At 72.5% G+C, this 11,419-nt stretch carries 11 protein-coding genes; 4 read left to right on the top strand and 7 right to left on the bottom strand.

From position 1 onward, the window contains the following. Window positions 1-41: 41 nt before the first annotated feature. A complete protein-coding gene (locus tag PZC42_RS12555) occupies window positions 42-1,571 on the bottom strand; it encodes an MFS transporter (protein ID WP_277211590.1) in 1,530 nt (509 codons plus the stop codon). 102 nt (window positions 1,572-1,673) lie between these two features. Between PZC42_RS12555 and PZC42_RS12560 the strand changes: the two genes are divergently transcribed. After that, window positions 1,674-2,213 (top strand): TetR/AcrR family transcriptional regulator, encoded by a 540-nt coding sequence (locus PZC42_RS12560; RefSeq protein ID WP_277211592.1) that lies wholly within the window; start codon window positions 1,674-1,676, stop codon window positions 2,211-2,213. Between the two features lie 42 nt (window positions 2,214-2,255). Here PZC42_RS12560 and PZC42_RS12565 read toward each other — a convergent pair whose 3' ends face one another. The 4 genes from PZC42_RS12565 to PZC42_RS12580 are packed head-to-tail and all read right to left on the bottom strand — an operon-like array spanning window position 2,256 to window position 6,113. After that, window positions 2,256-4,043: a vWA domain-containing protein gene (locus PZC42_RS12565; protein WP_277211594.1), complete on the bottom strand. Its 1,788-nt coding sequence runs from the start codon at window positions 4,041-4,043 to the stop codon at window positions 2,256-2,258. After that, a complete protein-coding gene (locus tag PZC42_RS12570) occupies window positions 4,040-4,996 on the bottom strand; it encodes a magnesium chelatase ATPase subunit I (protein WP_277211596.1) in 957 nt (318 codons plus the stop codon). The genes PZC42_RS12565 and PZC42_RS12570 overlap by 4 nt, the downstream gene beginning before the upstream one ends. A gap of 54 nt (window positions 4,997-5,050) precedes the next feature. Beyond that, a complete protein-coding gene (ku, locus tag PZC42_RS12575) occupies window positions 5,051-5,842 on the bottom strand; it encodes a non-homologous end joining protein Ku (RefSeq protein WP_277211599.1) in 792 nt (263 codons plus the stop codon). 49 nt (window positions 5,843-5,891) lie between these two features. Then, window positions 5,892-6,113: an SCO4848 family membrane protein gene (locus PZC42_RS12580; protein ID WP_277211601.1), complete on the bottom strand. Its 222-nt coding sequence runs from the start codon at window positions 6,111-6,113 to the stop codon at window positions 5,892-5,894. 115 nt (window positions 6,114-6,228) lie between these two features. Here PZC42_RS12580 and PZC42_RS12585 point away from each other — a divergent pair, with 115 nt between their 5' ends. Beyond that, window positions 6,229-7,860 carry an RICIN domain-containing protein gene (locus tag PZC42_RS12585; protein WP_277211603.1) on the top strand — a complete coding sequence of 544 codons (1,632 nt, stop codon included), beginning with the start codon at window positions 6,229-6,231 and terminating at the stop codon, window positions 7,858-7,860. Between the two features lie 97 nt (window positions 7,861-7,957). Here the strand turns inward: PZC42_RS12585 and PZC42_RS12590 are convergent, their stop codons facing one another. Further along, complete coding sequence (locus tag PZC42_RS12590) at window positions 7,958-8,641, bottom strand: response regulator (protein ID WP_277211605.1); 684 nt, start codon at window positions 8,639-8,641, stop codon at window positions 7,958-7,960. After that, a complete protein-coding gene (locus PZC42_RS12595) occupies window positions 8,638-9,777 on the bottom strand; it encodes a sensor histidine kinase (protein ID WP_277211607.1) in 1,140 nt (379 codons plus the stop codon). Before PZC42_RS12595 ends, PZC42_RS12590 begins: the two co-directional genes overlap by 4 nt. Window positions 9,778-9,888: 111 nt before the next feature. On the opposite strand from PZC42_RS12595, the gene PZC42_RS12600 reads away from it, so the two are divergent. Next, window positions 9,889-10,623, top strand: coding sequence for an ABC transporter ATP-binding protein (locus PZC42_RS12600; protein ID WP_277211610.1), 735 nt, complete (start codon window positions 9,889-9,891; stop codon window positions 10,621-10,623). Further along, the gene (locus PZC42_RS12605) at window positions 10,620-11,408 is read left to right on the top strand and encodes an ABC transporter permease (protein WP_277211612.1); all 789 of its coding nucleotides are present in this window, start codon (window positions 10,620-10,622) and stop codon (window positions 11,406-11,408) included. The genes PZC42_RS12600 and PZC42_RS12605 overlap by 4 nt, the downstream gene beginning before the upstream one ends. The last annotated feature ends 11 nt before the right edge of the window (window positions 11,409-11,419 follow it).

An 11,419-nucleotide genomic window follows, 5' to 3' on the forward strand; every position in this document is an offset into this window, starting at 1 on the left:
CACGATCACCGACAAGACCCCTCGAGGACAAACCGACGCGCTCAGTGGCGCGGGTCGCGCAACGTGAACAACGCGACAAAGGCTGCGGCGACCATCAGCACCACACCGATCGTCGCCGTGGCCCCGACACCGCCGGCGAACGCCTGCTGGGCGGACTCCATCAGCGCCTCGGCCGTGGCGCCCGGCAGTCCGGAAGCCACCTCGGCCGCCCCGCCGAGAGTCTCCGCGGCGGCCGACGCGTCGGACGCCGGCACCTCGGAGGGCACGACGACGGAAGCCGTGTACGACGCCGTCAGGATGCTGCCCAGCACCGCCGTCCCCAGCACCGCACCGAGCTCGTAGGCCGTCTCCGAGATCGCCGAGGCCGCGCCCGCCTTGGCGGCCGGGACGCTCGAGACGATGAGGTCGTTGCTCACGGTCTCTGCGGCGCCGATCCCCAGCGAGAGCACCACGAAGGCGACCACCAGCGGAGCGAGCGCGCCGGAGCCTCCGAAGAGGGCGACCAGCAGGTACCCGAGGGACGACATCAGCAGGGCCGTCGCCACGACACGCTGGGACGGCAGCCGTCGCACGATGCGCACCACGGCCAGGCCGGCGATCACCATGGTGATCGTGCCGGGCAGCAGCGCCAGGCCCGCCTGCACGGGCGCGAGCCCGTGCACCAGCTGCAGGTCCTGGGAGACGAAGAAGAGGAACCCGACCAGCGAGAACACGCTGAGCAGGTTCACCACCACGCCACCGGTGAACGCCGGCACCCGGAACAGCCGGACGTCGAGCATCGGCACCGGCCGCCGCAGCTGACGACGCACGAAGCCGATGCCGCTCGCGACGCCGACCGCTGCCGCGACGAGCGCCGGTGCCGTGACGCCGTCGGCGGTGATCTCCTTGACCGACCAGACCAGCGGGGTCATGGTGACCATGGCGAGGGCCACCGAGAGCACGTCGAGCGGGCCGGGCTGCGGGTCCTTCGACTCCGGCAGGACGGCGGGCGCGAGCACGAGGAAGATCACGAGCACCGGTACCGCCAGGAGGAAGACCGAGCCCCACCAGAAGCGCTGGAGCAGCAGTCCGCCGACGATCGGGCCCAGGGCGCTGCCGGCCGCCCACCCCGTCGCCCAGATCGCGATCGCCAGCCGTCGCTCCTCGCGGTCCACGAACACGTTGCGCAGCAGCGACAGCGTCGAGGGCATGAGCATCGCGCCGAAGAACCCGAGCGCGGCGCGGGAGGCGACGAGCGTGCCCGCGCTCGGCGCGAACGCCGCGGCGGCGGAGACGACGGCGAAGCCCACCGAGCCGAGGAGCAGCAGCCGACGGCGGCCTACACGGTCGGCCAACGAGCCCATCGGCACGAGCAGTCCAGCGAGCACCAGCGGGTAGACGTCGACGATCCACAGCAGCTGGGTGCCGGTGGGCCGCAGGTCCGCCGAGATCTGGGGCAGGGCAAAGCTCAGGACGGTGTTGTCCACGGACACGAGCAGCACCGGAAGCATGAGTGCGACGAGGGCGACCCAGCGCCGGGGGTAGGGGGCGGGGGCCTGGAGCTGCGGTGTCGTCACCGAGATGGTGGTCACGACGTTCCTCTCACGACGATCGACGGCCAGGGCAGCGCTGCGCGCCGAACTTCTGTACCGTCCAGACGGTACAGTAACGCGCCGAGCGATAGTCTGGCAACCATGCCTCCCGCCCCTGTCGCCCGAGCCAAGGTGCTGCACGCCTTCGCCGAGATCCTCGTCACCTCCGGGGAACGATCCGCCACCCTGGACGCCGTCGCCCAGAACGCCGGCGTCTCCAAGGGCGGCCTGCTCTACCACTTCCCCACCCGGGATGCGCTGGTCGACGGACTCGTCCAGCAGCTCCACGAGCTGATCGCCGCCGACGTCGCCACCATGAAGTCCGCACCCGACGGCCCCGTGGCCTACCTGCTGCGCAGCTCGCTGGACGTGGGCGGGGAGCTCGACCTCGCCTTCCGTGCGGTCTCCCAGCTGGCCCAGGGGTCGGCGCCGCACGCCCGCAGCGCGCTGGACACCGCCCACGACACGTGGACCGAAGCCATCGCCGTCGAGGTCGAGGACCCTGCGACCGCCCACGCGATCATGCTGATCAGCGACGGCCTCTACCACCGCAGCTCGATCGGGGCCCAGTCCCCCGACCTCGACGAGCTGCTGCTGATCGTCGAGCGTCTCGTGTCCTTCCGCAGCACGACGACGGGCTGACCCGCCGCGGGCACGGCGCGCACCGGAGCGGGCGGCGAGACCTCAGGGGTTCAGCTGCCGGACACCGGCGGCCTCCCACGGAACCATCGCCCGGCGCCTCACCCGCTCCGAGGTGATGCCCACCACCTGCACCGCCACCTCCGCGCAGCAGGCCACCGCCGCCGCGAGCGCCTCGGTCAGCTCCCGGCGCAGCTGCTGCGCCTCGGCGTGCCGGCCGTCCGCACCGACGGTCGGCACGCCGTCACTGATGACCAGGATCCTACGGTGCGCGGGATCCTCCGCCTCCAGGATGGCCATCGCCTGCCGGACGCCGTCGGCCAGGGGCGTCCCGCCGCCGACCGGCACCTGTTGGACCGCTCGACCGATCCGCGCGGTGCTCGTGCTGCCCGTGACCAGCACCCGTGCCCTGGGCCCGGCAGCCACCACCACCGAGGCACGACCCCGGCCGGAGGTCGCGTCCCGCACCAGCCGGTCGGCGGCGCCGGCGGCGTCACCGAGACCACGCCGGCCCAGGGACGAGGAGCCGTCGACCACGAGCACCGTGTGGCTCCCGCCGCGGCGACAGCGCAGCACGCCGCGCAGGTCCTCGTCACGGACCTGGAATTCCCCGTTGTCGACAGTCGTCGCATGACGGCGCAGGGCACGGCGCAGCGAGGCGGGCACGGAGACCACCCCGCGGGCCCGGGAGAGCTCGACGTCGCGGATCGCGACGCCCCGCTCGGCGGACAGGCTGCGGCTGGAACGCCGGCCGCCGAGATGATGTCCCGCCTGCTGCGCCCGCCCCGGCCGCTGATCGTGCCACGGCCGGTCCGACGGGGCCGCGTGGCCGAGGCTGAGCTCCTGCCCGCCTCCCGGGTCCTGGCTCACGATGCTCAGGGTGCCCGTCTCGTCCGTCACCGACGTCTCGGCGGGTTCGCCGGACGGCTGCGTCGCACCCGCTGACGGCGTGCCCGTCGCCCCACCGTTCGTCGCCCCGGCCCGCGGCTCGCCGCCCTCGTGAGCTCCCGCCGCACCGTCGTCCAGATCCGCGTCGCCGAGGTCCGCCGTCTCGTCGGCCTCGGAGCCGTCGACCCCGGAGCCGCTCACCTCGGCCCCGCCCTTGGCACCAGCGAGGTCGGAGCCGGGGTCCGCCTCGCCCGGGGTGTCGCCCGTCGCGGCGTCGCCCTCGGGACCGGCGGAGTCACCGCCCTCGCCCGCCGGCGCGTCGACCGGCGGTGCGTCGTCCGGCAGATCGGGGGCCGGTGGCGCCTCCGGGTCAGGTTCCGGCCCGGAAGCACGCGGACCCTGCCGGGGCCCGACGACCACGAGGTCGACGATCTGCGTGGCCCGGCGGGGCCCGACGTCGGCCGCCAGCCCGTGCCACAGCCGAGCGGCCGCGATGTCCAGGCCGTGGTCCGCGCACCCTGCCGCGGCCAGGTCACGCACCAGCGCATCGATTCCCCCGGTCGGCGACGTCGTCCGGGGCGGGGAGCGGTGCGAACCAGGCGCGGCGTCGCCGAGGGTGAGCACGGCGGTGCAGCGACGAGCCAGCGCCTCGGGGATGTCGGCGAACGCGGGGGCGAGGACCACGACGCGATCGTCCTCCAGCGCCGCCAGGTCCTCCGGCTCGCAGGCGGAGGGGTTGCCGACGGCGGCCTGCGACCCCGGGGTCAGGGTGCGGAAGAGCTTCTCGGCCAGCAGGGGGTCGCCGACGCACGCCACCCCGAACCGGTCGCCGGCTCGCCACCGACGCAGCACCTCCGCGACCTCCGGAGCCGTCGAGGGCGGCGCGTCCGCCAGCAACGCGACCAGGTGCGCGGTGCGGCGGGACCTGGCCGCCGCCGAGGTCATGCTGCCTGGAGTCCGAGCACTCGGCGGGCTGCCAGCTTCACCTGGGCGGCCGGTGTACCACCGCTCGCCCGCGCGTCCCCGCTCCGCAGGGCCGCCGCTGCGTTCGGGTCACGGCCGGTGCGATGCTGCAGCGCCGGGACCGCCGCGGTGACGACGTCGGCACGGGTGACCTCGTCGCGTCCGGACACCGCCGCCAGTGCGCGGGCCGTGCGCGCCAGCACCAGGTCGGCCCGGTGCCCCACGGCGCCGCACTCCACGCACACGTCGACCAGGAGCTGCAGGACGTCGTCGGGCAGGCCCACAGCGTCCAGCCGCTCGCGACCCTCGACGATCCGCTGCGCCAGCCGCTCCTGGGCCTGAGACCACCGGCCGGCGAAAACCTCGGGGTCGGCGTCGTGCTCGAGACGACGGCGCACGATCTCGCTGCGCACCCGCGGGTCGGTGAGGGTGCGCACCTGGGTCGCCAGCCCGAACCGGTCCTCCAGCTGCGGGCGCAGCTCACCCTCCTCCGGGTTGCCGCTGCCCACCAGCACGAAGCGCGCCTCGTGGACGTGGCTGAGCCCGTCACGCTCCACCCTGTTGACGCCGGAGGCGGCGACGTCCAGCAGGACGTCGACCAGGAAGTCGTCCAGCAGGTTCACCTCGTCGATGTAGAGGAACCCGCCGTGCGCCTGGCTGAGGATGCCCGGCGCGAACGCCACCTCCCCCGCCATCGCCCGCCCGACGTCGAGCGTCCCCAGCACGCGGTCCTCGCTGGCGCCCAGCGGCAGCTCGGTGACCGGCATGTCGATCCCGTGGTCGGCCAGCAGCGCTCCCAGCGCGCGCACGGTGGTGGTCTTGGCGGTCCCGCGGTCACCCAGGGCCAGCACGCCGGAGATGCGCGGGTCGACGGCGCTGAGGACGAGGCAGTTCTTCAGTTCGTCCTGGCCGATCACGGCAGCGAAGGGGAACACAGGGACGGACTGTAGTGCGAGTGATTCTCATTCGCAACAACTCCTGCCGCGACGTCAGCCCGTCCTCTTGGCCCCCTCGACGCTGCGGCGCAGCGCGTCCATGAGGTCGATGACCTCGCCGCCCTCACCCTCGTCCTTCTCGCCGAACGTCTCGGCCGGGTCGAGGGTGTCGCCCTTCTCGATCTTGGCGTCGATGAGCTGACGCAGCTGAATCTGGTACTCGTCGGTGTAGTCCTCGGGAGTGAAGTCGGACTCGTAGCTCGCCACGAGCTGGGCGGACATCGCCAGCTCCTTGTCCGAGACGGAGGTCGAGGCGTCCAGGGAGGGGAACTCCGCCTCCCGGATCTCGTCGGCCCACAGCAGCGTCTGCAGCGTGAGCACCTCCTCGCGGACCCGCAGCGCCGCCAGGCGGGTCCGCTGCCGCAGCGCGAACTTCACGATCGCGGTGCGCTCGGTCTCCTCGAGCGTGCGCCGCAGCAGCACGTACGCCTTGGGGCTCTTCGAGTCCGGCTCGAGATAGTAGGTCCGGTCCAGCAGGATCGGGTCGACCTGGTCGCTCGGCACGAACTCGACGACCTCGATCTCACGGTTGGACTCGGCCGGCAGCGCGGCGAGATCGGACTTGGTCAGCACCACGACCTGCTCACCGTCCTCGTAGGCCCGGTCGATGTGCTCGTACGGCACGGTCTCGCCGTCGAGCTCGCAGACCCGCCGGTAGCGGATCCTGCCGCCGTCCGCGTCGTGCACCTGGTGCAGCGGCACGTCATGGTCGGACGTGGCGCTGTACAGCTTCACCGGGACGTTGACGAGGCCGAACGTCACGGCACCCTTCCAGATGGCCCTCATGCCTCCATGGTCACGCGCAACGCGCCTGCGCGCAGGGCGATCCGCGCCGTCAGCCGACCAGGCCGAGCACACCGACCACGCCGACGAGCGCGGCAAGGAGGACCGAGACGCCGACGAGCACCGCGTGCACGGTGTAGAAGCGGGTCGGGCGACCGGCGTCGTCGCGGGCGCGTGGGTCCTTGGTCACGCGCCGCCAGAACTGCGGCCACACCACCAGGTTCCACGCGGCGGCGACGATCAGCACGAGGGACCACACCAGGGGTATCTGCACGCGCCCGAGTATCCCACCCGAGGAGACAACGCTTTCCCTCGGCACCCGACGCGCGGTACCTTCATCGATGTAGGGGCGGCGATGGGGCCGCCCCGTCGATGCAAAGGAGCACGACGTGCGAACGATCGCTTTCCCGAGCACCACCACATGGCAATCGACGAGGCGACTCGTCGCATCGCTGGTCGTCCTGCTGATCGCCGCGGCCACGCTGACCGTCGCCGGCGCGCCCGCCGCCCGGGCCGCCACCATCAACACCTCCGCCGAGTATGTCCTCGTCAACCGGCACAGCGGCCTCGCCGCCGACGTGCTGAACGCCTCGACCCAGAACGGCGCCGAGATCATCCAGTGGCACCGCACCGACGCAGCCTGGCAGCGCTGGCGGTTCGTCGACGCGGGGTCCGGCTACTACCGCATCGTCTCCGCGCACTCCGGCAAGGCCATCGACGTCTGGGAGAGGTCGACCGCCAACGGCGCCGAGATCCGCCAGTACACCGACACCGGCAGCGCCAACCAGCAGTGGCGGCCCGTCGACACCAACGGCGGCGTCCAGCTCGTCAACCGGCACAGCGGCAAGTCGCTCGAGGTCTGGGAGAGGTCGACCGCCCCGGCCGCCCGGCTCAGCCAGTACACGTCCTCAGGCGGCGCCAACCAGGTGTGGGACCTCGTGCCGGTCGGCGACAGCCAGGGCTCGGCCGAGTGCGGCACCGGCACCTACACCACCGAGGCCGTGCAGTCCGGTTCGACCTGGACCGCGCGCCGCGGCGGGACGACCCTCTACTCCGGCTCCGACATGGTCGCGGCCGTCCGTGCCGCCGTCGGCGGCCTGACCGCGGGCCGCACGTCGCAGGAGCGCGTCGTGGTGCGCGGGTCGGGCTCGATGCCTGCCTCCACCTCGATCGACCTGCCCAGCCACACCTCGCTCGAGGTGTGCGGGACGATCGACGTGACCGGCTCCGCGACCGCCAGCAACGCACCGATCCGGATCCGGCACGCCCGCAACGTGTCCGTCCCCCACCTGAACCTGACCGGCGCGCCGTACTTCGGTATCTGGGTGCGCACGTCGTCCGACGTCCACCTGGGCCAGATCGACCTGCGCCTGTCCGGTGGGCTCGGCATCCGCGTCGACTCCCGGGACAACGACGCCGTGCGCGAGGCGCGCAACATCCGCATCGACGACGTCTACGTCTCCGGCTCGGGCGCCCACGGCGTCGAGACCTACGGCGTCGACGGCCTGACGATCGGTACGGTCACCGCCCGCAACACCGGCTACTCCGGTCTCCTGCTCAACGACACCGTCAACGCCACGGTCGGCAGGGTCGACGGCAACGGTGCGGGCACCGGTACCGGCTACGCGGCGTTCCGCATGGCGAACCGCAACGGGTCGGTCGCCGGTTCCTACCCGACGAACATCCGCGTCGGCGAGGTCGTCGCTCGTGGCGGCGGGCGCGGCATCTTCTGCGTCTCCCAGTCGGGCGGCGTCGTGATCGATCGGGTCGACATCGCGAACACCGGTGGCGACTCGATCCTCATCGAGAACTGCTACAACGTCACGATCGCCTCGCAGGGCGGGACGGTCTCGGGGCCCGGCGGGATCCGCATCGCGGCACGCTCGGAGTTCGCGAACACCCGCGACGTCACGTTCTCGAACCTCACGCTCAACAGCGTCACCCTGCGCGAGTCCCCCTGCGCGGTCAACACCCGGCTGAGCAGCATCACCTGGAACAACAGCAGCAACCAGACCTGCTGAGCGACCGAAAGCGTTGTGGGCGGAGAATCTGGGCTCGACAGCCAGACATATCTGGCATATCGGGCCAGATTCTCCGCCCACAGCACGGAGTTGTGGTTCAGCCGAGCAGGCCGTGGTGGAGGGCGCGCAGCACCGCCTTGGTGCGGTCGGTGGTGTCCAGCTTGAGCAGCACGGCCGAGACGTGGTTCTTCACGGTGCCGGGCGCCAGGTGCAGCACACCGGCGATCTCCCGGTTCGTGCAGCCCTCGGCCATCAGCCTCAGCACCTCGGTCTCCCGCTCCGTCAGCGGCTGGACGAACGCCTCCTGCCCGTCTCCGTTCCCGCCGGGCACGGCCCCTGAGCCGACAGCGCGGATCAGCCGTGCCGTCACCGAGGGCTGGACGTGGGTGCCACCCGCGGCCAGGGTGCGCACCGCCCCCGCGAGCTGTTCGACGGTCACGTCCTTGAGCAGGTATCCCTGGGCGCCCGCGCGCAGCGCTCCCAGCACCAGCTCGTCGTCGTCGAACGTCGTCAGGACCAGGACGGGCACATCGAGCCGACGACGGCGCAGCTCGCCGAGCGCCCACAGCCCGTCGGTCCCGGGCATGCGCAGATCGAGGAGCACCACGTCAGGCGCGTGCTCGGTGGCCGCCGCCACCCCGGTCTCGCCGTCGTCCGCCTCCGCGACGACCTGCACTCCCCCGGCGATCTCCAACAGGCTCCGGATGCCCTGGCGCACGAGCGTCTGATCGTCCACGAGCACCACCCGCAGGTCGCGCGGCCCACCGGCCGTGCCACTCATGAGAGCACCCGCTGCGGCAACGCGACCTCGATCCGGAAGCCTCGCCCGCCGTCGAACCGCACGGCGCCGCCCAGCGCCTCGGTGCGCTCCACGATCCCGCGCAACCCGTTGCCCGGCGTCACCGTCCCGACGGCGTAGCCGTCGTCCTGCGCGACGAGCGTCAGCAGGCCGCCGGCCACCGCGACGTCGATCCGCAGCACCGATGCCTCCTGAGCGTGCCGCACGGCATTCGTCGCCACCTCCTGAGCCACCCGGACCAGCGCAGCGGTCTGCTCCTCGTCAGCGCCGACGTCGTCGGCCACGGACACCTCGACCCTCGGGTGCGGCACGGCGGTGGCGACCGCACCGAGGGCCTCGCGCAGGTCGGGCGCCCGGCGACGCAGCTCTCCCACCGTGGCCCGGACGTCGCCCAGGAGCTCGCGCGCCACCGTCCGTGCACGTTCGACGTGCTCGGCCTGCGCGGCACCGGTCCGGTGCGTCGCCGACTCCAGCTCCAGGCTCAGCACGGCGAGCTGGTGCCCGAGGAGATCGTGCAGCTCGCGAGCGATCCGCAGGCGTTCCGTGGACCTGCTGACCTCGTCGCGCAGCACCGTGGCCGCTGCCAGCTCCGTGTGCGCGACGGAGAGCTCGGTACGCATGCGCTGCTCACGCTGCAGGGCAGCGCTGACGAGCGACGACGCGACCTGGAGCAGGAGATACAGCCCGGCACCGACGAGGATCTCGACCATCGCCACGTCCGTGCCGCGCTGCTGCGCGCCCAGCGCCGTCCCGACGACCAGGACGACGGTGTTGGCGGCGATGACCAGCGCGGTGCCCCGCCACGACACCAGGTAGGTGCTCATCGCGGCGCCGAACACGAGCAGGATCGGCAGCCACCCGGCGCCGGGGACACCGATGACGAGGACACCGACGAGCGCCGTCTGCGCCGCCACGCCGGCCCTCGCACCGCGGCCGCCCTTCGGCTGAGCCATGACCCAGATCGTCACGGCCAGGTAGGCGGTGGCGGCAACCCACCAGGCCCACGGGGGCACCAGGAACGCCGGGCCCTCAACGATCAGCGGCACGATCACCAGCACGCACACGCACACGCCCAGCACCGTCAGCCCAGCCACCGTCTCTGTCCCTGGTCGTCGCACCGTTCCACGCTACGGCAGGTCAGCGCCGTGCGGGCGTGCCACAAGTCATGGGTACAGGTCATGACCCGTGGCACGCGCCTCCGGCTCCCCGCGGTCCCTAGCGTCGGGGCCATGACAGCGATACGAGCGACGAACCTGCGCAAGGAGTTCCGCCGTCGGGGGCGGACCACCGTGGCCGTGGACGACGTCAGCCTGCACGTCGAGGTCGGCGAGATCGTCGGGCTGCTCGGCCGCAACGGGGCCGGCAAGTCGACCACCGTCGACCTCGTCAGCGGGCTCCGCGCCCCCGAAGCAGGCACCGTCCGCGTGCTGGGCCACGACCCTCGCGCCGACCGGGCCAAGGTCCGCGGCGTCCTCGGAGTCCAGCTCCAGCAGCCCCGCCTGCACGACGCCCTGACGGTCCGCGAGGTGGTGCGGCTGCACCGCTCCTTCTACCCGACAGGCCGCGAACCCGACGAGCTCATCGAGGCCATGGGGCTCACCGACAGCCGCAGCACGCCGTTCGCCGACCTCTCCGGCGGGCAGATGCAGCGTACGTCGATCGCCGTGGCCCTGGTCGGCAACCCTCGCGTGGTGATCCTCGACGAGCTCACCACCGGACTCGACCCCGAGGCCCGGCGCGGCATGCTCGACCTGGTGCGCGGTCTGCGCGAGGACGGCACCACCGTGCTGCTGGTGAGCCACCACATGGACGAGGTCGAGAAGCTGTGCGACCGCGCCGTCGTCCTCGACGCGGGACGAGTCGTGGCCGAGAACACCCCGGCGGGCCTCGCCGTCGACGCCGGTCTGGCACCGGACGCAGGGCTCGAAGAGGCCTACCTGACGCTGACAGGAGCGACACGATGACCGACACCCTGATCCCTCCGCTGCCCGAGGTCCGCCCCGGCGCCCGGGCGTGGTTCGCCCTGATGGGTGCCGAGGCGAAGATGGTCGCCCGCGACACCGCCGGGCTGATCGTCCCCTTGGGCATGCCGATCCTCATCCTCGTGATGAACGGCATCGGGTTCGACACCGACGTCGTGATCCCGGGTACCGATGGGCGGACCGCCTTCGACATCTTCGTGCTGCCCATCACGCTGACCTTCATCGTCGCCATGGTCGGGGTGGTGAACATGCCGAGCTTTCTGGCCACCTACCGCCGCACCGGGATCCTGCGCCGGCTCGGCGTGACCCCGGCGTCGCCGGTGATGGTCCTGGTCGCCCAGGCCGTGGTCGGGATCGCGCAGATCCTGGTGGGCCTGGTGCTCGCCGTCGGGGTCGCACACCTCGCGTTCGGGGCCAACCCGCCGGTGGACGTCTGGACGGCGGTCGGGATGCTCGCCTTCACGGTGGCGGCCATGTACAGCGTCGGCATGCTGGTCGCCGCGGTCGCCCCCACCCCGCAGTCGTCGGTGGCCATCGGCCTGGTCGCCTTCTTCGCGATGGCCGCCCTCGGTGGCCTGTTCGGTCCCCGGGAGAACCTGCCGGAGCCCCTGGCCGAGATCGGCGGTGTGCTGCCCTTCGGCGCGGCGGTCGACGCCCTCGGGGCGGCCTGGGCGGGCGACGTCGTCCCGGTGGCGGCGCTCGTCGGGCTCGCGGTGACGACCGTGGTCAGCAGCGCGGTGGCGGCGCTGATGTTCCGGTGGGAGTGAACCGGACCTGC

Source organism: Isoptericola croceus (assembly GCF_029382255.1).
Taxonomy (GTDB): domain Bacteria; phylum Actinomycetota; class Actinomycetes; order Actinomycetales; family Cellulomonadaceae; genus Isoptericola; species Isoptericola croceus.